The 23,425-nt window shown below is 63.9% G+C and carries 19 protein-coding genes and 1 pseudogene; 3 read left to right on the top strand and 17 right to left on the bottom strand.

The features are described 5' to 3' along the window. Nucleotides 1–271: pseudogene (locus BFF94_RS37700) on the bottom strand (sel1 repeat family protein); the annotation flags it as partial. A gap of 126 nt (nucleotides 272–397) precedes the next feature. Beyond that, entirely contained in the window at nucleotides 398–610 is a 213-nt protein-coding gene (locus BFF94_RS37695; RefSeq protein ID WP_128841597.1) for a hypothetical protein, read from the bottom strand. A 155-nt stretch (nucleotides 611–765) separates the two neighbouring features. Here BFF94_RS37695 and BFF94_RS37690 point away from each other — a divergent pair, with 155 nt between their 5' ends. Next, a complete protein-coding gene (locus tag BFF94_RS37690) occupies nucleotides 766–1,377 on the top strand; it encodes a TetR/AcrR family transcriptional regulator (RefSeq protein WP_128841603.1) in 612 nt (203 codons plus the stop codon). A 227-nt stretch (nucleotides 1,378–1,604) separates the two neighbouring features. Here the strand turns inward: BFF94_RS37690 and BFF94_RS37685 are convergent, their stop codons facing one another. The 10 genes from BFF94_RS37685 to BFF94_RS37640 form a co-directional block, all read right to left on the bottom strand. Then, nucleotides 1,605–2,840, bottom strand: coding sequence for an acyltransferase family protein (locus tag BFF94_RS37685; RefSeq protein ID WP_128841596.1), 1,236 nt, complete (start codon nucleotides 2,838–2,840; stop codon nucleotides 1,605–1,607). Between the two features lie 68 nt (nucleotides 2,841–2,908). Further along, nucleotides 2,909–3,658 carry an SDR family NAD(P)-dependent oxidoreductase gene (locus BFF94_RS37680; RefSeq protein WP_128841602.1) on the bottom strand — a complete coding sequence of 250 codons (750 nt, stop codon included), beginning with the start codon at nucleotides 3,656–3,658 and terminating at the stop codon, nucleotides 2,909–2,911. A 124-nt stretch (nucleotides 3,659–3,782) separates the two neighbouring features. Beyond that, nucleotides 3,783–5,498: a GMC family oxidoreductase gene (locus tag BFF94_RS37675; protein WP_158061891.1), complete on the bottom strand. Its 1,716-nt coding sequence runs from the start codon at nucleotides 5,496–5,498 to the stop codon at nucleotides 3,783–3,785. Between the two features lie 82 nt (nucleotides 5,499–5,580). Beyond that, nucleotides 5,581–6,345, bottom strand: coding sequence for an SDR family oxidoreductase (locus tag BFF94_RS37670; protein ID WP_128841594.1), 765 nt, complete (start codon nucleotides 6,343–6,345; stop codon nucleotides 5,581–5,583). 66 nt (nucleotides 6,346–6,411) lie between these two features. Further along, the gene (locus BFF94_RS37665) at nucleotides 6,412–7,170 is read right to left on the bottom strand and encodes a cupin domain-containing protein (RefSeq protein WP_128841593.1); all 759 of its coding nucleotides are present in this window, start codon (nucleotides 7,168–7,170) and stop codon (nucleotides 6,412–6,414) included. 31 nt (nucleotides 7,171–7,201) lie between these two features. Further along, a complete protein-coding gene (locus BFF94_RS37660; RefSeq protein ID WP_128841592.1) occupies nucleotides 7,202–8,995 on the bottom strand; it encodes an FAD-dependent monooxygenase in 1,794 nt (597 codons plus the stop codon). A 12-nt stretch (nucleotides 8,996–9,007) separates the two neighbouring features. Beyond that, complete coding sequence (locus BFF94_RS37655) at nucleotides 9,008–9,727, bottom strand: methyltransferase (protein ID WP_128841591.1); 720 nt, start codon at nucleotides 9,725–9,727, stop codon at nucleotides 9,008–9,010. A gap of 18 nt (nucleotides 9,728–9,745) precedes the next feature. Continuing rightward, the gene (locus BFF94_RS37650) at nucleotides 9,746–12,163 is read right to left on the bottom strand and encodes an AMP-binding protein (RefSeq protein WP_158061889.1); all 2,418 of its coding nucleotides are present in this window, start codon (nucleotides 12,161–12,163) and stop codon (nucleotides 9,746–9,748) included. A 55-nt stretch (nucleotides 12,164–12,218) separates the two neighbouring features. Beyond that, nucleotides 12,219–12,944, bottom strand: coding sequence for a class I fructose-bisphosphate aldolase (locus BFF94_RS37645; RefSeq protein WP_219140472.1), 726 nt, complete (start codon nucleotides 12,942–12,944; stop codon nucleotides 12,219–12,221). Between the two features lie 84 nt (nucleotides 12,945–13,028). Continuing rightward, nucleotides 13,029–14,351 (bottom strand): 3-dehydroquinate synthase II domain-containing protein, encoded by a 1,323-nt coding sequence (locus tag BFF94_RS37640; RefSeq protein WP_128841588.1) that lies wholly within the window; start codon nucleotides 14,349–14,351, stop codon nucleotides 13,029–13,031. A gap of 1,104 nt (nucleotides 14,352–15,455) precedes the next feature. Here BFF94_RS37640 and BFF94_RS37635 point away from each other — a divergent pair. Then, a complete protein-coding gene (locus tag BFF94_RS37635) occupies nucleotides 15,456–16,046 on the top strand; it encodes a substrate binding domain-containing protein (protein ID WP_128841587.1) in 591 nt (196 codons plus the stop codon). 18 nt (nucleotides 16,047–16,064) lie between these two features. Here BFF94_RS37635 and BFF94_RS37630 read toward each other — a convergent pair whose 3' ends face one another. Next, nucleotides 16,065–17,075: a bestrophin family protein gene (locus tag BFF94_RS37630; protein WP_128841601.1), complete on the bottom strand. Its 1,011-nt coding sequence runs from the start codon at nucleotides 17,073–17,075 to the stop codon at nucleotides 16,065–16,067. A gap of 26 nt (nucleotides 17,076–17,101) precedes the next feature. Here BFF94_RS37630 and BFF94_RS37625 point away from each other — a divergent pair, with 26 nt between their 5' ends. Next, nucleotides 17,102–17,368 (top strand): hypothetical protein, encoded by a 267-nt coding sequence (locus tag BFF94_RS37625; protein WP_128841586.1) that lies wholly within the window; start codon nucleotides 17,102–17,104, stop codon nucleotides 17,366–17,368. A gap of 142 nt (nucleotides 17,369–17,510) precedes the next feature. On the opposite strand, the gene BFF94_RS37620 is transcribed toward BFF94_RS37625, so the two are convergent. The 4 genes from BFF94_RS37620 to BFF94_RS37605 all read right to left on the bottom strand — a co-directional run bounded on the left by BFF94_RS37620 (nucleotide 17,511) and on the right by BFF94_RS37605 (nucleotide 23,402). Then, complete coding sequence (locus BFF94_RS37620; protein WP_128841585.1) at nucleotides 17,511–19,055, bottom strand: efflux transporter outer membrane subunit; 1,545 nt, start codon at nucleotides 19,053–19,055, stop codon at nucleotides 17,511–17,513. Further along, nucleotides 19,052–20,098: an HlyD family secretion protein gene (locus BFF94_RS37615; RefSeq protein WP_219140471.1), complete on the bottom strand. Its 1,047-nt coding sequence runs from the start codon at nucleotides 20,096–20,098 to the stop codon at nucleotides 19,052–19,054. Before BFF94_RS37615 ends, BFF94_RS37620 begins: the two co-directional genes overlap by 4 nt. Before the next feature lie 8 nt (nucleotides 20,099–20,106). Further along, nucleotides 20,107–21,735, bottom strand: coding sequence for an MFS transporter (locus BFF94_RS37610; RefSeq protein WP_128841584.1), 1,629 nt, complete (start codon nucleotides 21,733–21,735; stop codon nucleotides 20,107–20,109). Nucleotides 21,736–22,367: 632 nt separating this feature from the next. Next, nucleotides 22,368–23,402 carry a LysR family transcriptional regulator gene (locus BFF94_RS37605; RefSeq protein ID WP_128841583.1) on the bottom strand — a complete coding sequence of 345 codons (1,035 nt, stop codon included), beginning with the start codon at nucleotides 23,400–23,402 and terminating at the stop codon, nucleotides 22,368–22,370. Nucleotides 23,403–23,425: the final 23 nt, after the last annotated feature.

Below are 23,425 nucleotides of genomic sequence, written 5' to 3'. Positions count from 1 at the left end.
TGTCCTGGCGTACGCCGTCGCCGCGGAAATAGCGCAGGCCGAGGTCGTAGGCGGCCTTCGGCTGGGTCTTCGCGGTTTGCTTGAGCGCGGCGATGCGCGGATCTTCCCGATCTTCCGAATCGCCCCTTTTTTGATAGGAGACCTGATCTTTTTGGCGATCGGAACAACCTGTGTCGTCGCAGATCCGTACCGTGTTGCTGGTGATGGACGGATCCTGCGCGCACGCGGCCAATAGCAACAGCAGCCCCGAAACGAGTAAACGGCGATACATTGTTGCTTTCCCCACGTTTATTTGCGCCGCGCGGCTACGCGATATCCGAACCCCGCGAGCGCGCACCCGGCTTGCGTGCGGCGACGCGAATACGATCCGCCGACGTCGACACGCACCCTAGGGCTCTCAGGTTCTCTTTTCGGCTTGCAACGCCACTGCCATGTCTGAATCCGGCGAAGACGATGCGAACAGGCATGCCGCCCGGCATTCGCTCAATCCCGCAGCGTTGCCCGCCGCAGCACCGCCAAATGACGAATCGCCGACTGCCGTTCCGCCTTTTTTAAAGCCTTTTTTAAAGCAGATACACCGAAACTCGTTTTTCGAGTTCAAATGATACATATCGGTCTATCTCATAGTCAAGACAACTTGCAGAAACTATCGCGGGCAGACGCGTCGAACCGGAAAGGCGTGTGGCGAAACCGGATGTGACCGAGCGGTACGATGCTAAGATGCCTGATGTACGCAGTCGCAAGGAATCAAGGAGGGAACCGTTCGTGCGAGCCAGCAAACGCCAGTTGGTGGTAGACAAAGCTACCGAACTGTTCTCGAAGCACGGCTTTCATCCCGTCGGTGTCGACTGGATCATCGACGATTCTCGCGTCGCCCGAATGACGCTGTATCGGCATTTCCCGAGCAAGGACGAACTGATCCGGGAGGTGCTGGTCCAGCGTTACGACATGATCGTGGGCAGTATCGATGCGCAACTGCGGCACGTCGCCGATCCGGTCGAGCGGGTCAAGACGATCTTCGACTGGTACGGAGCGTGGTTCAGTACGCCGGCATTCGCCGGTTGCCTGTTCGAGCGCGCATTGGCCGAGTTCGGAACCGCGTATGCGCCCATCTCGGATGTCGCGATCCGCTATCGCCGCAAGATGACCGAATGGATCGCCGAACTGCTCGCCGATCTCGTTGCGCCCGAAACGGCAAAACGGCTGGCGGCCGTCTATATGATGCTGCTGGACGGTGCGACGGTAGAAGCGAGAGCGTTCAACGATTCAGCGTCTGCGGGACGGGCGTGGCAAGCCGCAAAATCGCTGCTGGACCAGGAAATGCGTGCCGGCACCAGGCACGCGACGCAGGCCGACGGCCATACGCAACATGCGTGACGGGTGTGCGCCGTGCTGCCGGAGCGATTCATCCGGACCGTTCGGTTCGTCGTGGGCTGGCCACGGCTCTACGCCATGTGCGGGTTGCAGCCGTTCAAACCCGGTCATCGGGAGCAGTTGATCGCGGAACTGCCCGGGATGACACGGCAAGACGGCAAATAACGGCTGATGCGTCGCGGCAACTCGAGCCAAGCGCCTCGCCCGCCGCAACGACATCGAGCCTGCCCTCACCCCGCCTTCGGTACCGTCGCTTGCACCGCCCCTGTCACGCTCGACGCGACACGCCGACCTGTCACGATCATCGGTCGCTCGACACAGCGATACAGCAATTCCGTCATACCGGCGACGAGCAGCACCATCAACAACGTGTACTGCGGCCACAACCGCGCCGTGATGACGATATCGTGAGCGCGCGTGTACCGGAACATCAGTTCGTTTGTCACGAAGAACATGGGCAGATGCACGAGATACAGCGAGTAAGAGCGCCGGCCGATGCAGTCGAATGCCCATTGCAGCGGCTGCGGAAACGACACGACGCCGCCTTCGCATGCGGCAAGGAACACGAGCGCGGCCGACAACATACAGACGACCGGCACCGCGACGACGTTGTCGAATCCGATCGCAGTGATCGAGCCCAGCACCAAGGCGAGCACGAGCACAACGACGCCGCCGAGATAGCCTGTCCCGCGGGCGCTCACGCGTATCGCGGCGAACCAGGGCCGGGTGGTTGCCAGATACAGCAGGCAACCGTACAGCATGCCGTCGCATCGGGTCTGCGTATAGAAGAACACCTTGAGCGGATCGGCAAGCAGGTACGGACGGATCGCGACCGAGATGGCGACCAACGCCAGCACGAGTATCAGCACGCGCTGCCGCGTGGAGCGCGTCAGCATCAGAAATACCGGGAACACGAGATAGAACTGCTCCTCGACCGATAGGCTCCAGTACGGCGCGAGTGGCACACCTGGCGCGATCTTGTGATCGGGCAGCCAGAAGTTGAACGTGTACGTGAAGATGGACAACGCCGCCTGCAGGTTGTAAACCGTGCCGGCGAAATATCCGCCCGCGTTCAGGAACGCCCCGCAGGCGAGCACGAGCAGGATCACGCACCACGCAACCGGCAGGATCCGGAACGCGCGACGTACGTAGAACGCCTTGACGTGCGCCGCGAGCGAACCCGGATTGTCGCGCAGCGCATCGAATTCGCTCACGATCGTGCGCGAAATGATGTAGCCGGAGATCACGAAGAACAGGTCGACGCCGGCCCACGCGTTGCTCAGCAGATCCAGCGGCGTCGCGGGCCCGGCGAAGTGCATCGTGAATGTCCACGGATAGAACACCTGGCGCCAGTGCACGTAGCAGGTCAGGAGCACCGCGATCGCCCTCAGGCGATCCAGTTCCAGGTTGCGCGGCGCCTGCTTCACGATGCGCGCGAGTTCCGGATTGTCCGGCAATGCCTTCATGAATTCCTCCGTCCGGAAGGGCGGCGAGCCGGGGCAGTGAATGCGATCCGGCACGCCGGGCCGCGTGATTACAACTTGGTGCCGCCGTCGACCTGGACGATGTCACCGGTGATCCAGCGCGCGCCGTCCGACGCCAGGAACGCGATGACGTCGGCGATGTCTTCCGGCTGCGCGACCCGCTGCAGCGCCTGGAGCTTGAAGACCTGTTCGCGGCCCGCTTCGCTGCGCACGAACGCCGACATGTCGGTGTCGACGACGCCCGGCGCGACGCCGTTCACGCGAATGCCGCGGCTGCCGAGCGCCTGGGCGAAATGCTTGACGAGCGTGTCGATCGCGCCTTTCGTCGCCGCGTAGGCGGAGATCTCGCCCACCGGCGAACGCGCACCGAGCGACGACAGCAGGATGATGCTGGCGCCCTCGCCCATCAACGGCAGCAACTGCTGGGTCAGAAAGTACGGCGCGCGCACGTTGACCGCGAACAGCCGGTCGAAATCGTCGATCGCCATGTCGCCGATCGACGCATTCATGGCGACCCCCGCGTTCGCAACCAGAATGTCGAGACGACCGTCGAGGGCCTCGCGCGCCGCGGCGGCCAGCGCATGCGGGCCGTCCGCCGTCCCGAGATCGGCCGAGAGCGCATCGGCGCGCCCGCCGGCCGCCCGGATTTCGGCCACCACGGCTTCCGCCTCTGCCGCCGCGGTCGAATAATGCACGAGCACATACGTGCCCTGGCGCGCGAGCGCGAGCGCCGTGGCACGCCCGATGCCCCGCGACGAACCCGTGACCAGCGCGGTTTTGTTGCCCAAATGTGATTTCATTCGCGATTCCTCCAGCAATTCCAGCAATGAATGGGAAAGGGGCCGCGCATCGTGCCGATGCACGGGGCGCGCCGCCCGAAGCCGCCGGGGCAGCCCCCGGGGCGGGACGTCTGACGCGCCCGGCTCAGCAGGCCGCGGCCGAAACCGCCGCACCGCTTGCCCGTGCCTCGGCGACGAGTTGATTCGCGGCCAGCTGCGCGACGGTCAATACCGACGGGTGAATGTTGACCGCGGGCACTTCCGGGATCACCGAGGCGTCCACGACGCGCAGGTTCTGGATCCCCCACACCCGGAAACGCGCATCGACGACGCTCGTGGCGGGATCGCGGCCCGCGGCGCAACTGCCGACGAAATGCAGTCCCGGCGCGGCGTTCTGCCGGATGAACGCAAGCTTGTCCGCGCGCGTCCTGAGCGGCGCACTCGACTGCAGCCCGCCGTTATACGGCGCAAGCGCGCGCGCCGCGCCGATGTCCAGCGTGCGATCGAGTGCCACGATCATCGTGTCGCGGTCGATCGCCTCGGCCAGATAGTTCGGATCGAGCGCCAGCGGCTGGCGCGGGTCCGCGCTGACGAGCCGGGCCGTACCCCGGCTGCGCGGCTTCGCGAGGAACGGGATCAGCGTGTAGCCGTCGCCCGGGGCGAGCGGGCCGCCGAACGGATACTGCATACCAGCCACCTGGATGGTCGGCGCGCTGACCGCCGTTCCGCCGTAATACGCCATCGTCGACACGCCGTTCGACACCTGCGGCGCGATCGCCGTGCGCGCCTTGTACGTGACGCTCAACAGCAAGTGGTCGTGGAAGTTGCGGCCGACGGCGGGCATGTCCTGCCGCACCTGGATATTGAGCGGAGCGAGCTGATCGAGCGGCCCGAGGCCGGACAGCATCAGCAGCTGCGGCGACGCGGCGGCCCCGGCCGACACGATCGTCTCGCGGGTCGCGTGGATCGTGAGCGCGGACGATCCGAGCCGCACCTCGACGCCCCGGCAGGTCGTCCCCTGCAGGACCAGCTTCGAGACCACGACGTTCGACAGGATCTTCAGGTTCGGGCGGGTCAGCGCGGGCGCCAGGAATGCCTGCGCCGGCCCGACACGGCGCCCGTCGGCGGTGGCGTTGACTTCGGTCACGCCGGTGCCGTCGAGCCGCCGGCCCGCGTTCAGTTCGATCTGCCCGAGCCCCGTCGAGACGCCGGCCGCGAGATAGGCCGTGGTGAGCGGATGCTGGTCGGCATACCGGCCGACCGTGATGTGGCTGGTGGCGGTGCCGCAGGTGCGCGATGCCTGCGTCACCTGCAGGTATGCGCGATTCAGTTCGGCCGGGTTCCATTCCGGACCGACGCATTGCTGCCAGGCGCGATGATCGCGCGGATCGCCGCGCAGCCAGATCATGGCGTTGATGCTGCCCGAGCCGCCCCAGGTCTTCCCTGCCGGCGACGCTTGCTGGCGGCTGTCGAGCTGCCCCTGCGGCACGCTCATGCGCGCCCAGTCGGTATCGCTGCCGAGGTTCCCCAGCCAGTCGGCCACGAGTGCGACCTTCGACTGCCCGAGCTGGTTGCTGCCCGCCTCGATCAGCAGGACCGATGCGCCCGACGCGGACAATCGGTCGGCCAGCAGGGACCCGGCCGAACCGGCGCCGACGATGACGTAGTCGTAGCTGTCGCGCAGCGTTCCGGTCGAGCTGGCTTCGGCCGCGTCGATGAAACGGCCGAACTGGCCGACCCCGGCTGCGCCCGCGCCCAGCGCCGCCAGTTTCCCTAGAAACGCGCGCCGGCCCCCGTGGCCGTGATGGTCCGAATCGTTCGGTTGCGGATGTTGCGGATGCTGCTCGCCCTCGTGACTCATGGTCGTCCCGGCAATTGGAGAAGGAAGTGGAAGAAGTGGCATGAACGGGCGGCGCGCCGGCGCCGCCCGACGGACAACCGTCTCAGGTGCGCGTGATCGACACACCGCCTTCGACGAGCAGCGCCGTTCCCGTCACGAAGCTCGACAGGTCGGACGCGAGATACAGCGCCGACTTCGCGATCTCTTCCGGATTCGCCATCCGCTTCAGCGCGTGGATGCTCTCGACGAACGCCTTCTGCTCCGGCGTGCTGGCCGCCTCGCGGCCCATCTCGGTGTCGGTTCCGCCCGGCATCAGCACATTGACGCGCAGGCCCGACGGGCCATACTCCGCGGCGAGCGTCTTGGTCAGGCCGACCAGCGCCGCCTTGCTCGCGGCGTACGCCGCCATGCCCGGAAAGCCGACCGTGTGACCCACAAACGACGACGTAAAGATCAGCGAGCCGCGCTTGCGCGCGAGCAACGCCGGAATCTGATACTTCGCGCCGAGAAAAGCGCTCGTCAGGTTGGTTTCGAGCGTGTCGCGCCAGCCGTCCAGCGTGATGTCGGTGACGCTGCCGAGCGCGCCCATCGTCGCGGCATTGTTGAACGCCACGTCGAGCCCGCCGAACCGGCCGACGGCCAGCTCGACGGCTTCCTTCGCGCAACGCTCGTCCCTCACGTCGCCTGCCAGCGCGATGGCCTTGCCACCGAATCCGCCGATCTCGTCGACCAGGGCGTTGAGCTCCGCCGCCCGGCGCGCGACCAGGACGACGCTCGCGCCTTCTTTCGCGAACAGCTTCGCCGCCTCGCGGCCGATACCCGAGCTCGCGCCCGTTACGATTGCGGTCTTGTCAGCGAGAAGAGTCATTTTCTTTACCTTGATAAGCATTGCGTATTAATAGGCCACGCCCGGAGATCCGGGCTGCGTTTTCACTCACGAACCTTCGCCCGATTTGAACAGCTTGATCAGGCCCGGCAGGTTCTTGCCGAACGGAGCAACGCCCTCCTCGACTTTCTCGGCGTAGCTCCAGAAATCGGTGCTGAACATCATGCCGAACTCGCGCGCCTCGCTCACGGCCTTCAGTTGCACGATCGGATTGTTCAGCGCGCCCTTGACGCCCGGCAGCATGGGCTTCGCGATCGACTTGAAGTAACCGAGCAGCGACTCGCCGGGCGTGTCGGGCGTCCACACCAGTTGCACGACGACTGTCTTGTCCGTCACGTTGAGAAAACCATGGATGTGATTGCGCGGACCGAACACGAGGCTGCCCTTCTTCATCGGAATCATCCGGATCGTGTCGCGCCCGGCGATGTTCGGCGGCTGGTCCAGATCCTTGTACTTCTTCGTGCCCATCAGCATCACGATTCCGCCTTCGGGCGCGTAGAACCACTCGTCGGTCAGCGTATGCAGGTGCAGCGGCGGCCCCGATCCCGGCGGAATCTCGACCTTCGCCATCAGATACCGGCCGCCCGTGCTCGCGCCGGTGCGGACGAACTTGATCGATGCACCCTCCGGCTCGCCGTTGACGACCAGCGGCTCGGGGTCGTCCTCGACAAGCGCGAAGGCGGCCGCGTTGGCCTGCGCGTCTTCCGCCCAATCCGACTCCGCGTCGTAATCCGCCCGGTGCTGCTGCGAGCCGGCGTGATCAGCCGCCCCGGTCGACGTTTGTGCTTCCTCCAGCATTTCACTCATGGTCGCTCCTCAGTTGAACTTCCGTGTTGAACTATCGTGTTGCGCCGACCATCTGCCGGATCGTGTCATCGGGGCCAGGCGCCTGATGCCCAACGGCGGGCGGATCCATCGGGTGCCCGGCCACGCGATCGAGCAGTTCGCCCGCGTGGCGCGGCACGCAGTCGCCTCGCCACGCGACATGCTGGTCGGGCCGCACCAATACGAGGCGCCGCTCGTACAGCGCGGGCACCGCGTCCGATACGACCTCGGCGATCGACAGCGGGATCGCCCGGATGCGCGCGGCCTCGACAAGCCGCGCCACGCCGTCGTCGGGTGCCGGCGGTTCGGCCACCGTTCCCACCCGCAACAACGTGAAACCCGTACCCAGCAGGTCGAATACCGAGCGGCGCGCGCCGTCCGCGCCGGTCAGCCAGAGATGCGGCAGACGGCCGCCCGGCACGCTGCTGGGCCGGTAGGTCAGCGGGTCGTCGTCCGGCGCCTCGCCGTCGGGCCAGACGATCGACGAGCCGTCGTATCGCGCGCCCAGCTCCACGCCGATTGCGTCGAACTGCGCACGAAACGCTTGCAGCGCCTCGCCCAACCGCGCACGCGCCGCTTCGCCCTGCGCGCCTGTCGCCTCGACTTCCGCCGGGACCCGCACCTCGCCGACGCGCTGCGTCAGCCGGCGCGCCGCCGCGGTGTTGCGAAGCGCGATCGGCCGGCGCTCCGCTTCGTAGCTCGCGAGCAATGCCGGGCCGGCCCAGCCCTGCACCGCGCCCGCCAGCTTCCACGCCAGGTTCGCGGCGTCGTCGATGCCAGTGTTCATGCCGAAGCCGCCCGTTGGCGAGAACAGGTGAACGGCGTCGCCGCAGAGGAACGCGCGCCCTTCCGAGTAACGCTGCGCAACCAGCGCGACGCCGCCCTGCCACGGTGCGTGAGCGAGCACCTCCACCTCGACCGGCCGGCCGACGCCTTCGCGAATCCGGCGAATCACCGTCGCGTCGTCCGGCAGCGTGTCCTCGTCATCCGCTTTCGACATCAGCAGGAATTCGTCCGCACCGTCGAGACTGATCAGCAGCATCCGCGAACCGGGCGCCATCACGTTGTACATCCATGATTCGCGCCCTTTGAGCAGTTCGCGATGCAGCGCGGGAATCCGCACGTGGCTCGACAGCATCCGGCCACTGAGAAACCCGTCGCTCGCGCCGCTCGGGCCGAGATAGCAGATGCCGAGCGCGCGCCGCACGAAACTCTGTCCGCCATCGCAGCCGACCAGGTACGCGGCCCGCCATTGCTCGCCCGGCACCGAGCCGTCCGTTGCTTCCGCGTCGAGCGTGACGCCCGCCGCATCCTGCTCGAACCGGCTCACGCACCAGCCGAACCGCAGGTCGATGTTCGGCCGGGTGCGCGCATGGGCGAGCAGGAACTGCTCCACGTACATCTGGTTCGTGCGCAGCAGCGGCTCGGGCACCTGGTCGGCATCGTCCGCGGTTCGTGCCGCATGCATCCGTTCGCGCTCCGAACCCATCGCGAGCCGCGTCAGCTCCCAATCGGCGAGCCGCGTGAAATACGCGACGTCGCGCGGATGATCGGCGGGCAAGCCCAGCGCACGCACGGCATCAGAGATACCGAGGCGGCGGTAGTGCTCCATCGTGCGGGAATTGTGCGTGCTGCCTTTCGGATGCCAGCGGCTGTCGAGCTCCCTGTTGAACACGACCGACGCGATGCCGTGGCGATCGAGGAACAGCGCCAGCAACAGCCCCACCGGGCCGCCACCCACGATGGCCACGGGACGCTCGCGCGTCGGTCCGGCCAGCAGGCGCGCTTCAGATGCGACGTTCGACATGCACGCTCCGCGTCATGCCGCGTCGGCCGCGGACACCTGCCTGCCCGGCCACAATCGCAGGATGTCGTACCGGTGCGCGCTGGCTCCCTCGCCATAGGCGGACGCCACGATCGTCGACGAGTAGTCGTGTTCGGCAAGCATCTCTGCCAGCGCCCGTTCGTCGCCGAGGCTGCTGAAGCCGATCAGCAACTCCCCGTCCGGCGTCAGGTGCCGCGACGCCTCGCGCAGGAACCGGCGATGCGCGAGGTACCCCGCGTCGCAGAACGCCTGCAGGATCGGCTGCTCGAACACATAATCTTCCGGCACGAAGACGAAGTTCGAATTCCAGAAGATCTGGTCGAATCGCTCGCCGGGCTCCAATACGTCGAACAAATCGCCGTGCCGCGTCGACACCCGGTCCGCCACGCCGTGCAACCGCACGTTTTCCTGCGTATTGCGCACCGCTGCCTCACTGATGTCCGCGGCGACGACTCGCGCGCAACCGGAGATCGCGGCCATCACCGACGTCACGCCTGCGCCGCAGCCGATTTCGAGAAAGCTGCCCCCATCGCGATACGGCAAGTGCCGGGTAAAGATGCCCGTCGACTGGAAATGCGTCGGCGGGAATACCCCTGCATGCACTGCGAAACTGCGACCTTCACACACGTAATGGACAAAGGCGTCCGCTTCGGCGGCAGCCAGTCTGTGCCGCACCGATGTGAATGCGTCGGATTCGTAGTCTTGATTGTTCATGTGTCCCTTATCCTTCGATCAAACGCGCGCGGCCGATCCGCGCGCAACGTAAAGGACGTCGCGCGTCCCGACCACACCGTCCGAGGCATGCCGCAGCAGCGCGCCCGCCGAGTCGCGCAGCAGCCGCTTCAGTACCTTGCCGGTCGCGCCCACCGGCAGGAACGCCAAATTACGCACGATCGCCACGGCCACGCCGCGCTCCGACAGCATCTCGCCGCATTCGGCAAGCAGCACCGCAAGCACGTCGTCCGCCACGCTCGCCGGGTCGCCCGCGTGCCTGTCGGGTAGCACTAGCGCCAGCAGCGCTGGATCATCGGCGCCGCCGCCCACGCCGACCACGGCCACGTCGCACACGCCGTCCACCTGCTGGGCCACTTCCTCGAGCTGCAGCGTGTAGAGCCGGCCTGCGGTCGTTTCGACCACATCGACCTCGCGGTCGATCTGATAGAAGATGCCGTCCTCGCAGTACGCCACGTCGCCGGTCAGGAAATAGCCGCCGTGCCATGCGCCGGCCGTACGCGCCGGCTGCTGCCAGTACCCCGACGTGATCGTCGGCGAGCGCACCGCGAGCAGGCCGCGCTGACCCGGCGCCACTTCATGACCCGTCACCGGATCGAGGATCTTCGCGACCGCGATATCCACCGGCCGGCCGATCGCGCGTCGCGGCGCCAGCGCGGCCGCGGTCGATTCACAGCGGAACAGCGCCATGCCCAGTTCGGAACTGCCGAACGCGTCGATGAAGCGCGATTCCGGCGCGCCGACCAGGAGGCGGCGCGTATGGCTCTGGTGCGCCGCGTCGCCCATGCTGAACCAGCGCCGGACGGAGTCGAATTCACGCTCGCCGACGCCGCCCTCGACCAGTTGCATGTAGCTCTTCGGGAACGCCACGACCGTGGTCGGGCGGAACGCGCGGATGGCCGCGCGCACCGCGTCGCCTTCCTGCGTCCCCATCACGTAGGTCGGAATGCCGTGCAGCACGGCGGTTTCGAGATGACTGATCGCCGCTGAATGGGATTGCGGCAGCGCCGCCAGCAGCCGCTCGTCCGGGCCCTCGGCGAAGCGCCCGATGCGGGCCCGCTTGCCCATGAAGAATTGCCGGTGCTCGAAGCGCACCGCTTTCGGTATCCCGGTCGTGCCCGACGTATGGCTCAGCATCACCAGCGTCGAATCCTCGGGCGCCACCGGCCACCCGTCCGGCAAACGCGCGTCGCGCCGCAACGCCGCACGCGACACGTCCACCAACCGCCCCGCATTCGATGCACTCCAGCGCTGCACGAACGCGCTCGTCGCCTGCGTATGCGTGTCCGCCACCAGCGTGTCGAAACCGTTCTCGCTCATGTACGCGGCCCCCACGTCGGCCGGCATCGCGGGATTGATCAGCGCGATCGCGGCGCCGAGGCTCGTCAGCGCCAGGTAGTGGAGAAACGGCGCAATGCCGTCCTCCACGCAGACGGCCACCACGTCCCCGCGGCCCACGCCCTGGCCCAGGTACCAGTCCGCCAGCGCGGCGCGATACTGCTGCAGGGTCGCGAGGCTGAAGGCCCATACCGGCGCACCGTCGCCGTAACTCACCGGCTTGTCCAGCCGCAGGAATTCGACATCCTTCGCCGAATTCAGCGCGAGGCACTGATCGATGAAATTACCGCTTCCCAGCGACGCATCGGCGCGCAGCGTGGCCAGTCCGGACTCGGACAAGCGGGCATCCGCGGCCGGCGCGTCCTCGCCCGGATACGACAGCAGGTCGCTCAGCATCGCCATCCGGCGCCGCACCATCTCTTCGCCGACCGCGATCACGCGCGCGCGCCGGTAGGGCTTCTCGACCAGCATCCGGTCGATGATTTCGCGCATCACGATCGCGTGCTGCTCGTCCTCCTCGACATGAATCTGGAAGAATCGCGTGGCCTGCGGCGGCGCATCGCGATGCCGCATGGCGGCCAGGATCGGACCGTAGACGATCGGCACGATCGCCTCCGCGCCGAGGCACAACGCGGCCAGGCCGTCCAGCGGATCGGTGCCGCGGCAATAGTGGAACATGACGTCGATCAGCGCGCGCGTGCTCGACAGCATCGGCAGGCTGCGCGGCGGCGCCGACATCGCGTCCATCGACTGAAGATACAGTTCCGCGTGCGAAACCTGGTCCGTGCCTTCGCCCAGCAATTCCTCGGCCAGGTTGTGCGACAGCGCCTTGAACTCGCTCGCCTCGGTCAGGCCGCCCATCAGCGAGCACAGGTAACGTGTGAAGTACTGCGAATAATAGTGGTGCTGAATCAGGAACCCGCGCAATTGCGCATCGCTGACGGTGCCTTCTCGGCAAGCCGCGAGAAACGGATTGGCACTCAGCTCCTCGAGGAGCCCGTCCGGAAACATGTCCGCCCAAAGCTGGGACAACTGCGTGTGGTCGGCAATGGCCTGCCCCGCCGCCGGTTGATCGTTCATTGCATTCATCGAATTGGTTCTCCACGGCCGTGCCTCGTTGGCACGGCAAACGCAATCACGCGATATCGAGTTCGGCCACCTTCTCGGACCGACCTTTCACACAGTCCGCCAGTCTCCGGAGGAGGACCCGTGGCCGTGCGTGCTGAAACACGTTCCGGCCGATGCAGAGGCCGGTCGCACCATGCCGGATCGCGGCCTGCGACATCGCGACCAGCACCTCCTCGTCCGCCTTTTCGCCGCCCGCGAAGAAGATCCGGATGTCACGCCCGTGCACGGAAGCCAACTGCTCGATCTCGTCCACCGACGCATACGCGAGCTTCACGGCGTCCGAGCCCAGCTCGGTCACCACTCGCACAAGGTGATGCAGGCGTACCATTCGTTCCCCGGCGGTCGGCGCCTTCACCTTGTCGTACAGCATCGTCAGCAACGGCAGCCCGGCGGCATGCGCCGCGTCCGTCACCGCGCCGAGCATCGCGAAGTTGTGCGCGAAATTGCCGGCCGTGAAGTTCACCTGAATCGATACCGCGTCCGCGCCCAGCTTCAACGCCGCGTCGATATCGGACACCATCACCTTCGTGTCCGCATCGGGCGAGAGGCTCGCCATGCCGTTCAGATGCACGATCACGCCCGTCGCCGGGTGCAGGCATTGGCGCACGATCAGGCGTTCGACCAGCCCCTTGTGGCCGAGCACTGCGCTGAGGTCGGGGCTTCCGACCCAGCCTTCCAGTGTCTCCGTCGTCTGGATACCGGCGATCGGACCCAGCGTCAGCCCGTGGTCCACCGGCACGATCAGCCCGCGCTGCGAATCCGGAAACAGGATCCGGCGCTCTCTCAGTTTTCTACCGACGTAGCCCATCGACGTCTCCTACTTTTCGATGATCGTCTCGTTGATCTTGATTCCCACGTGACGCCCCGGCTCCGTCACGTAGCCCAGTACCTTGTCGCCCGGCTTCAGTTCCGAGATGTTGAGCGGCTTGGCGGCGTCGGAAAACACGCGCACGTGCCAGTCGTCCTGCATCAGGATGTTGACGCGCTCCTTGCCCGGGAACTCCACCTCGATCAGACGCAACGGGCGCTGCTCGATCTTCATCCGGCCCACCGTCGCGCGCCGCACCCGGCCTTTCGAATTCACGATCATGACCGGCGAGCCCGCCTTGAGCTCGCTCATGTAATCGGTACGATTGCCGGTATTGAAGACATAGGAATGCACGGCCCCGGCGTTGACGCGGAACGGACGCAATTCCATGTAAGGCAGGAAGAACACTTCCGGACAGGCCAGCAGGCCACCTTGCGACGTGCTGCCCACCAGCATCCCCTCGTCCGGCGCGAACAGCGTCGACGTATCGATGCATGCGCGGTAGCCCATTCCGACCGGGCGGCTCTCGATCACCGTGCCGGTCTGGATCGACAGGTTCTCGTGTTCCGCGTCCGCCATCTGCTCGAGGAACGACGTCATCGCCTGATGGTCGCGCGGCGAGAAAATCACGCCTTCCGCGCCGTACTCCATCACGCCGTACGACACGATCGCGTCGTCGACATTGGTCGGCTCGTTGATCTCCTTCATCAGGATCGTGCCCGTCGACTGCAGCGAAGCGATCACCAGTTCCAGCGGAATGTTGGTCGGGTCACGGAAACGGATCCACAGATAGTCGAACGCAAGCCCGTCGTTGATGGAACCAAGCAGGCTGTCGCGATCGTCCACGTAGCTCGTATAACAGGTCGAAACGCCCTCCGAACCCAGTTGCTTCAGCACCGCGATATCCGCGCTGGCCACGATGCGCAGGCGCTTGGCGTCGTCCTTGAACTCGGCGAACAGCGGGCCTTCGCGAAACGCCTTGACGTCCGCGGCATTGCGCAAGCGGAGCACGACTCTCATCCGGGTCGGAATGGCCGGCAGCAGGTTGGCCGCGTTTTCCGGGTAGACCACCACGCCGCTATACAGCGAATTGATAACCCGCACGAACATGCTGTCGTCGGGATGCGGCCTGGCCAGTTGCGCCGTGTCGTACCACACGAGTTGCCCGTCCAGGGACGCACGCTTCGACTGGCCGTTCGCCAACACGTTGGTCAGCTTCACTGACGTTCGCTTCGCGACCGTTTCCTGTGTCTCGAATGGTGCCGGAATCGCCACCGGTTCCTTCGATGCCGGCGCTTCCTTGATCTTCGTTGTCACGCTCGCATTGCTCATACGCATCATCTCCAGGTGGATAAACAAAGTCACAGCGCGTCTGCAGGCGCCATACCGCGAACTGTCAGCGCTCAAACCTGAATCAGTTCGCAGGGCATCCCCAGCTGCGATACACGATCAATCTTGTTATCGGAAATCAGTATTTCCTTCGGTGGTTCGTGTTTCAGGCACCGCCGCAATGCAGCGATTGCCGCCGCCATGCGATCTGGAGTAAAGCCAATTGTCTCCCGCGGATAACATATGTAACTTTTACGGCAACTGAAAAATATGTATCCGTTATTCGGTATATTTGACGAATCAAAAAATTCAACCACCCAGCAGATTTGCGGTGATTCATTCATCATTGACTCGCCTGAAAATCTCGCGCACTCGATTCAGTTATCGAAAAATTACGCACTCTCAGTTTTCAATAGACAATCAGCATCACTAAATTAGTAAAATAATTTAGCTTTCAACGAATCCACGGTGATTAGTTCGTCAGCAAGTCGCCTTCCGGGCCAGCATGCGCGCCGCCCCTGTCAGGCATGCCTTTCTCGTTTCACCCTGCCGTCTCTCATCAGCAGGTCATCGTCCTTTGCGCAACCCTGGGTGCGCACATCGTCTCATATAGCGAAACAATGGTCTCATTAGTTATCCGCGATGCTAAAATTCTATTAGTTTCCAAAATCGATTTAATGCACTCCATCTTTTAGTTATTTCAACACAAACGCGCATCCATTTCGCGCGGTCAATACTCTATCCAATGGATTGTTAACATTCCTTCAACTTCATCGACATCGCGTCGCTAGTGTAAATGCAAGTAGCGCCGCAATTGAATACCATCGCAAAAAAATTTGTTGGGATGAAAGAGCAAGAACACTATTGACGCATAGACGAATTATTGATCTCAAAAATCTCGACTCCCGGATTGCGATGTGGGCGAAAGCGTGGCGACCAGCTGGTGTTAACCGCCCTCGTTGCACTCTTTACTTCAAGGGATGCATGCCGGCAGCCGCTAACAAAATGCAGTCAACCAGGTGATTGTGGCGGTGGATCAAGCAATCGGCAGAACCCATCGGTGTCGACGGGCCATCCGCGAGCCTCGTCACACACGCGTGAAGAGATATGCGAAACAGTTCCGTAGATCCACCCGGCGGCCATCTCCGCATCCTCTCCACGCCGGGATTCGGCCGCAAGATTGTGGTGCCGCTGTCGAGCGACTTTCACGCGCGATATCCGGACATCACTGTGGAGCTGCTGTTGAGCGATAGTCTCGTCGATCTCATTGCGGACCACATCGATGTCTGTATTCGCGAAAATCCTGTAGCGGACAATAGTGTCGTCGCGCGCCAGTTGATGCCGCGACAGTTGGTCGTCTGCGCTTCGCGCGTCCATGCACGGATGCATGGGTTGCAAGGACATGTCGGCGAGATCGCCCACCATCGCTGCATCAGCTTTCGTGCCGAATCCGGGAGTATCGAGGCATGGACATTCAAGGTCGACCCTCTCACCCGATGGTGCAGCCCCATCGAGCCGCACACGTTCAACGATACCGGTCTGATCGTGCAGACCGCGCTCGACGGGTTCGGCATAGCGCAACTGCCCGCCTATCAGGTTTGCGGACCGCTTGCCGAAGGGAGAATGATCCGTTGCCTGTCACAGTACGCGCCTGAGGATGACGGCATTTTCCTCTGCTACCCGGACGGTATCGCGTGACTTATCGGAGGTGTGAGGCTAGAGAACGATGCAATGATCGGGCTCCGGCTCGGAGGCCTGATTCATCTCGCCAAGCATGTCCATGAGCTCGCGTTCGATCTTCCGGCAGATCTGTGCAATAGGCACATCGTTCGCGTTTCCTTCGAACGGGTTCTCCGTGCTTTCGCCAACCTGCTCCAGCACAAGATACATCCAGGAGATCATCGCACTGAAGGGAATGACCAGCCAGATCATGTTGTCATGCATGAAACCCGACACGCTGCTGTTTAGCTTTTCGAATTCAGTCAGTATTCCGAAAGGAAGAAGAAGACAAAATGAACGAACGAACAATTTGTTGATGACCGCGTATTGCCTGGGATACGGATAGTCCTTTATACGTTCCGCCTGCCCTTGCTGCTCAAAAAAGCCCTTGATCGATCTTCCAAATTCCATATAGAAATTGTCATCAATCTCTCCAGTCTCGCGATATCGCTTGATCGTCGCGGATTGCGATGCCAGCAACCATGTCGCCTTGTTTTCCGCCCGCAGAATCAGTTCGATCTCGGCCTGTGACACATACCGAGCGAGCACTTGTTTCAATGGCGTGTCCCACTCCGGCACCCGATAGTGCTTCTTCTGGTACTCCAGGTTGGATGCTTTGCCCATGCTTTCCCAGATCCTTGGGGCTCTGAGTTGATAGCGGAGCGCCGTCAGCCACGCGCAATGCCGCAACACGAGCTCACGGCCTGCTGCCCTCCCTGCCGGGAAATCCCGGCTTATGACTCCCAGGAACCGACTGCCATTCAGGATGTTCGTCCAGATCTGCTGCGCCTCCGAGGCCCTGTTGTAGGTCTGCACATTCTTGAAACCGACGATGAACGACGTGGCGGTGCCCAGCAATACCACAATGGACAGCGGGACCGACAACCATTTCAGCCCGAGGAACTGGTAAAGAACAATCGGCAACGCGCCGCATGGGAGCAACGCATAAAGTTGCCGTCTCGACCAGAAGACAAATTCGGATAATGTGTACGATTTTCCCAGGTGCATGGTGTACATCTCGTCATGGAACTGCAGTGGACAAGATCGAGGATCGGGATGCTGTCGCCAAGCAACCCGCTTCTGGCAACGTCCGCTTCTCGTGCCGGAGTTTCATACAGGCCGAACGGCGCGGCGATGACTACGCCAGGACACCACCCGGCCTCGAATCTCGACGGGTTGCGTCGCCAGGGACCAGGAAAAGCCCCGGCTTCATGCTCGATATTCCGGTTGAGGACGGAATCGCCCTACCGGCAGCTCAAACGCTCAAGCCAAGCCATCGTATCGATTCATGTCGGCGCTGAAGGCAATGCCGTTTTTGCGATCGCGGTTGCCCGACACGGAGCGAATCGTAGGATGGCCGCCAACTTTGCACTAGATACGCGAAGATGCTCTCGGTGTTGCCTGAATGGCATCAATCCCGACCGGCAGAAGTCCCTGCCGGTTTCAAGAATTCGGCGCTTCTTGCTCCGTACCAGGCGACGAGAAACGCTCCCACCCGCCTCCAAGCGCCTTGTAGAGACGAATCGCGGTCAGTGACACGTCGCCGCTCGCGGTGACCCAGCGCGTCTGCGCGTCAAGTAGCGCCTGCTGGAGCACGAGCACGTCGAGGAAGGTGCTCGCCCCCGCTTTGTACCGCGCAACCGCCGCGTCGTAGGCCGCACGACTGTGGTCGAGCGCCGCGCCGAGGTTGTCGCGCTGCCGCTGCCGGGCGTCGAAATCGATCAACGCGTTGTCGATCTCGTGCCAGGCCGTCAGCACGGTCTTCTGGTAATTCAACGCCGCCTCTCGCTGCTGCGCCTCCCGCAGATGCAGCATGCCCTTCAGCCGTCCCCCTTCGAAGATCGGCAGGTTGAGGGTCGGTCCGACCGCGAACTGGCGCGAAGCCCACGTCCCCAGAGTCGCGAAGTTCAGCGACTGCATCCCGAAGCTGCCGCTCAGCGTTATCGACGGGTAAAAATCCGCCTTGGCCGCGCCGATTCCGGCGGTCGCCGCATGCAGGCGCGCCTCCGCCTCGCGGATGTCGGGCCGGCGCTGCGCCAGTTCGGAAGGCAGACCGATCGGCACGTCCGACGGCACGGGAGGGATCGGCTGCGCCGCCCTCAGTTCGTTTTCCAGTGCGCCGGGGGCCTCGGCGAGCAGCAGGCTCAACGCGTTGATCAACCGCCCTTCCCGGGATTCCAGATCCGGGATCCGCGCCGCGACGGCTCGAACCTGTGCGGCAGCCTCCGACACGTCGAGTGACGTGGCCGCCCCTGCATCGCGACGATGCTCCGTCAGCTCGAGGCTCCGCCGGGCGAGCCCGAGGGTTTCCCGCGTGTCGCCCAGCGTTGCCTGGACCGTACGCAACTCCACGTAGCCGGATGCAGTCTCGCTGATGACGGACAGGATCACGCCGTGGCGAACCTCGTCCGACGCGGTACTGAGCGCGTCGGACGCTTCGACCTTGCGTCGCGTTTTCCCCCAGATGTCGAGTTCCCAGATTGCGTCGAATCCGTATTGGTAAAGGTTCAGCGGCGCACTGATGTCGGCGCCGCCAATCCCTGCAACACCGTTGCCGACACCGTTGGCGAGCGCGGCTGCCGGCGGTTGCGAACCCACTCCGGTCAGACTCATCAATCCATGCTCGCTGGCGCCCAGGCGCTGCGCGTTTGCATTCGCGCCGACAGACGGCAGACCGGCCGCGCTCACGATACGGCGCTCCCAGCGACTCTGCTGAAGCCGATTCGTTGCGACCTGAATGTCGAGGTTCTGCGCCGCGGCCCGGCTGACCAGCCCCACGAGAATCGGGTCGCCGAACATCGTCCACCACCGAGGATCCGGTGCACGCACGACGGGCCGGCCTTCGCTTTCGTCCTTCACGTGATCGCGCCATGCGGCGGGTGCCCGGGGATCCGGTTTGACGAAGTCGGGACCGACCATGCAGCCGCCGAGCAGCACCGCGACCTGCGCCGCGATCGCGGTCGCGACAAGAGACCTGAAAGTGCTCATCGCACCTCTCCGGCGCGCGCGCTCACGTCGATGCTCGGTACGACGGACATGCCGACCTTGAGACGCGCCGCGCCGGGCTGCCCCTCATCGAGGATGATCTTGACCGGCAGGCGCTGGACAACCTTCGTGAAATTGCCGGTGGCATTGTCCGGTGCGATCGGCGCGAACGTCAGTCCGGTGGCCGGCGCGATGCTCTCGACGCGGCCGGCCAGCACCACGTCGGGCATCGCATCGACGCGCACCTGTACGCGTTGCCCCGGCTTCATGCGGGTCAGCTGCACCTCGCGGAAATTGGCCACGACGTAGGCTTGCGCGAGCGGCACGATCGCGAGCAACGTGGTGCCCGGGCTCACGTACGCACCGACCCGCACGTCACGCCGCCCCACGACGCCGTCGACCGGTGCGACGATCGTCGTATAGGAAAGATTGAGCTTCGCCTGTTCGACGGCCGCCTTCGCCCGCTCGACAGCCGCCCTTGCTTCGGCATCCTCGCTGGCCAGCACGCCGAGCTCCTTCTGCGCGGCCGACAGCACCGCGGCGTCGCGCTCCCGAATGGCGGCCTGCTGTCGCTGCGTGAAGCTCGTCTGTTGCCGCTGCTCCTGGGTGCCCGCGCCCTGTTGGGACAACACCTCGTACCGCTTCGCGTTCTGCCCGGCGAACACGAGCGCGGCGTCGTCGGCATGCACGGCCGCCACCGCCTGCTCGATCAACGCATGCTGCCTGACGGCACGGGCCTGCACGTTTTCGAGTCGCGCCTGCGCCGCCTGGAGCTCGCTCCGGGTGTTCCGGAGCGCCACCTCGAAGTCGCGGCCGTCGATTTGCGCCAGCAGGTCGCCCGCGCGAACGTGCTGGTTGTCTTCTACCGCGACTTTCGAGATCAGTCCCGAGACCTTCGGTGCCACCAGCGTGAAGTCCGCGGCGACATACGCATCGTCGGTGACCTCGGTGCCGTGGCCGAACTGTCCTGCGCCGCGGAGCGCGACGAACCCGGCGAGCAGCACGACGGCCGCCGCCGCAATCTGCAGGAGGAGTGTCTTCTTCATGATGATCTTTACGTGGCAGAACCAGGTTGTGCGCCAGGCGGGTAAGCCCGCCCGGGCAGCAGCAGGAGCAATGCGATCAGCGAGATCGCGAGTGCCGTGAGCGTCAGATAGACATCGGCAACGCTCAAGACGAGCGCCTGATGCCTCACTTGCCCGGCAAACAGGTGCCAGCTTTCGCGCGACAGCGGCCCCCCCGATGGCGACAGCAGCGCCGACGTTCCATCGCCTCCGCCGAACTGCGACAACAGATGAAGGCGTCGGCCGATCTGGTCGACCAGCACGTTCGAATGGAAATGCTCGCGGCGGGTCATCAGCGATTCCACCAGCGTCGCGCCCACCACGGTCGACAGACCGCGAGTCGTATTGAACATCGCGGACGCGAACGCCCCCTCCGGCGGCTGCACCGTGCCCGTCGCTCCCATGAGAACCGGCAGGACGGCCAGCGGCTGGCCCAGCGCATGCATCGCTTGCAGCAGATAGAAGTTGTCGCGGATCCAGTCGGAGGTCACGAAGGAACCCGCGAAACTCGCGCCCGACAGCAACGCGAGGCCGGTGGCAAGCACGATCCTGCTGTCGAGCCAGCGGAAATTGCAAAGCATCGCGGCAAACGGCGCGGCGATCAGTTGGGGAATCGCGATCGTGAGTGTCAGCGGTCCGATTTCGAGCGGGCGATAACCTCGCACCTCCGACAGATAAGCAGCAGGCAACACCGACGCGGACATGAACACGACGAGGATGCCCGCAAGCGTGAGCAGACCGTGCGAAAAATTCCGCCGGGCAAGCATTTGCAGTTTGAAGAGCGGCAACGGATGGTGCCACTCGTTGACGAAGAACAAGGTCAGCGAGAGCGCACTGCCCGCGAGCAAGGTCACGACCAGCCGCGACGCGAACCAGTCCAGCCGCTCGCCTTGTGCAAGCGCCAGAACGAGCATGGTGACGCCGCCGCAGCCCAGGATCGCGCCTCGCCAGTCGAACTGCTTGAACCGCTCAAGCCGGACCGGGTCCTGCGGCAGGCCCCATGCCATCAGCGCGGCAGCCAGCACGCAAGGCGGAATGACCTGCCAGTAGACGAATTGCCAGCCAACCTTGTCCGTCCACAACGCGGCGAGCGGCGTCGCGAGATTCGGTCCGAACGTGGCTGTCAGCGCGTAGCCGCTCATCCCGTAAAGCCTGATCGCCGGCGGAAGGAACCGGAGTGCGGCCGTCATCAGCAAGGGCGGCAACAATCCGCCGACGAATCCCTGGAGCGACCGCAGAAATACAAGCCACGGATAGCTGCTCACGAACGGGAAGACGGCTGCCAATGCCGCAAATGCGAGCGCCACGCCGATCGCAAATCGCCTGAACGACAGCGTGATGCCGAACCACGCCGACACCATCATCCCGGACACTTCCCCGGCTTCGTAGACGGCTGAGATCCACGTGCCCTCGTCGTGTCCCATGCCCATGATTCCACGCCAGTCCGGCAACGCAACGTCGGTCACGCGGTTGTTGAGCCCGGACGAAAGCGACGCGACAAGAATGCCGACGAGCCCCACCGCCAGTCGGAAATCGAACGGGTACGGTGGCGCAGATGCCGCGGGGCGTGCGCCGGCATCAAGCGTCTGATGGCCAGCGGAAAGCGTCTGCTCATTCACGGGCAGCGACCTCGGCAATGCGCATCGCGAGCGCGACGCTCTTCAGGCGACACATAGTGGGTATGCAGATGACGCGGCCCGCAGACGCGAGGCCACGATGTCGATGGGAAAGACCCGAACTGTTCAAGCTCGGTTCGCCTTGTTCAGATCCAATGCGGCAAAGCTCCGCACCAAGTCAGAATAAGTGGGCATCACGTATGGCGGTAGACACGCGTACGCCACGATGGTGTTGCCGTCCTGACATCAATCAGAAGCGGTCGAGCACTTGCAAGAAAAGGACGGCGATGGATGGAGCGATTCCGGTCGCCGGGCAATTGGCGAAGCACTGTGCCAAAGCGATCGGCGCAGTGCTTCCCGGGCCGCAGCCATGACGCATGCTGATTCGCGCCGCACGGAATCACGCGGACGCTTCCCTGCGTCGGCGTTCGTCACCCGGCTCGGTCGACAGGCGCCGCACACCGCGAACTGTCACTCGCAGGCACTCTTTCGATCCGTGATGAACAGCGGCCGGCATCATGAACATGGCCTCCATCGAACATGGCTGTCGATAGATTCCCTTCATGTTCTACAAGCCCTCAAGGCAACGCATCGATTTCGTCATCCTAATCAGATTGCATCACTTATCGAAATGCTCATGCCACCAATCCCGCCAACGAGTCCGCGCTGCCCGGAGTGCCCTGGGTCATGCAGTGCAGGTCCAGTGCGCGTATCTGTTCGGTCATGAAGTCGATGAAGAGACGAATGCGCGTCGGCAGATGTTGCCGACTGAGATAGCAGATGTAGTGTCCGCGATCGGCAGGCATGTGGTTTGCCAACGCGACGACCAGTTTCCGGGATGCGATATGGTCGCGGATCTGATAGCCGGCCAGCTGTGCAATACCCGCCCCGTTCATTACCGCACGCAACACCAGATCGGTGTCGTTGAACGTCAGACGTGCAGTCGGCATGTACTTCTGCACGCGGCCGTCGACATTGAACTCCCATTCAGATATGCGGCCGCCGGAAAAACGAAAATTGATACACTCGTGCCGGTCCAGGTCCTCCAGGCTCTGCGGGAGGCCATGCGTTTCCACATACGACGGCGCGGCACAAAGCGCCATCTGCATCGGGACCAGTTGGCGGGCAATGATGCTGGAGTCCTCGATACGGCCGTTGCGAAACGAGACGTCGATCCCTTCCGACACAAAATCGATCGGCCGGTCGCAGAGCAGCAGATCGATAACGATGTCGGGATACGCCTTCGCAAATTTTCCCAGCAGCGGCGCAACGACCTTTCTGCCAAACTCGACCTCCGAACTGATGCGAATGGGGCCACGCGGCGGCCCCTGCCGTAGCTCCAGCATGTCGTTCATGGCCTCCACGATCTGTGCAACGCCCTGGTGGCAATTCTCGTAGAAGCGCTGCCCCTCGCACGTCAGTTGAGTCGTGCGCGTGGTTCGCTGGAACAACCGCGTACTCAACTGCGCTTCCAGCTTCTGGACATTCCGGCTCACGGACGGACGGCCGACGCCGAGACGTTCGGCAGCCTTGCAAAAACTTCCCTCGCTCGCCACGGCAACGAATGCAAGGATGCCCGCATAGCTGGCCGCAAAGCTCGCCGAGAGCGCCTCGGCATGATTGGGCAAGCCAAGACGAACACCGTGTTCCGATTTTTCCGGCTGGTTCATTTTCGTTGTCCAAAATATTGTCC

Source organism: Burkholderia catarinensis (assembly GCF_001883705.2).
GTDB classification, from domain to species: domain Bacteria; phylum Pseudomonadota; class Gammaproteobacteria; order Burkholderiales; family Burkholderiaceae; genus Burkholderia; species Burkholderia catarinensis.
The sequence above is the reverse complement of the archived record's forward strand: the minus strand, read 5'-3'. Positions and strand labels throughout refer to the sequence as shown.

What these genes read in the sequence shown, in the direction of transcription:
- BFF94_RS37660 (WP_128841592.1), bottom strand. Translation starts at nt 8,995, where the DNA reads ATGTCGAACGTCGCATCTGAAGCGCGCCTGCTGGCCGGACCGACGCGC.
- BFF94_RS37685 (WP_128841596.1), bottom strand. Translation starts at nt 2,840, where the DNA reads ATGAAGGCATTGCCGGACAATCCGGAACTCGCGCGCATCGTGAAGCAG.
- BFF94_RS37675 (WP_158061891.1), bottom strand. Translation starts at nt 5,498, where the DNA reads ATGAGTCACGAGGGCGAGCAGCATCCGCAACATCCGCAACCGAACGAT.
- BFF94_RS37640 (WP_128841588.1), bottom strand. Translation starts at nt 14,351, where the DNA reads ATGAGCAATGCGAGCGTGACAACGAAGATCAAGGAAGCGCCGGCATCG.
- BFF94_RS37695 (WP_128841597.1), bottom strand. Translation starts at nt 610, where the DNA reads ATGTATCATTTGAACTCGAAAAACGAGTTTCGGTGTATCTGCTTTAAA.
- BFF94_RS37650 (WP_158061889.1), bottom strand. Translation starts at nt 12,163, where the DNA reads ATGAACGATCAACCGGCGGCGGGGCAGGCCATTGCCGACCACACGCAG.
- BFF94_RS37670 (WP_128841594.1), bottom strand. Translation starts at nt 6,345, where the DNA reads ATGACTCTTCTCGCTGACAAGACCGCAATCGTAACGGGCGCGAGCTCG.
- BFF94_RS37635 (WP_128841587.1), top strand. Translation starts at nt 15,456, where the DNA reads ATGCGAAACAGTTCCGTAGATCCACCCGGCGGCCATCTCCGCATCCTC.
- BFF94_RS37630 (WP_128841601.1), bottom strand. Translation starts at nt 17,075, where the DNA reads ATGCACCTGGGAAAATCGTACACATTATCCGAATTTGTCTTCTGGTCG.
- BFF94_RS37620 (WP_128841585.1), bottom strand. Translation starts at nt 19,055, where the DNA reads ATGAGCACTTTCAGGTCTCTTGTCGCGACCGCGATCGCGGCGCAGGTC.
- BFF94_RS37605 (WP_128841583.1), bottom strand. Translation starts at nt 23,402, where the DNA reads ATGAACCAGCCGGAAAAATCGGAACACGGTGTTCGTCTTGGCTTGCCC.
- BFF94_RS37665 (WP_128841593.1), bottom strand. Translation starts at nt 7,170, where the DNA reads ATGAGTGAAATGCTGGAGGAAGCACAAACGTCGACCGGGGCGGCTGAT.
- BFF94_RS37615 (WP_219140471.1), bottom strand. Translation starts at nt 20,098, where the DNA reads ATGAAGAAGACACTCCTCCTGCAGATTGCGGCGGCGGCCGTCGTGCTG.
- BFF94_RS37680 (WP_128841602.1), bottom strand. Translation starts at nt 3,658, where the DNA reads ATGAAATCACATTTGGGCAACAAAACCGCGCTGGTCACGGGTTCGTCG.
- BFF94_RS37655 (WP_128841591.1), bottom strand. Translation starts at nt 9,727, where the DNA reads ATGAACAATCAAGACTACGAATCCGACGCATTCACATCGGTGCGGCAC.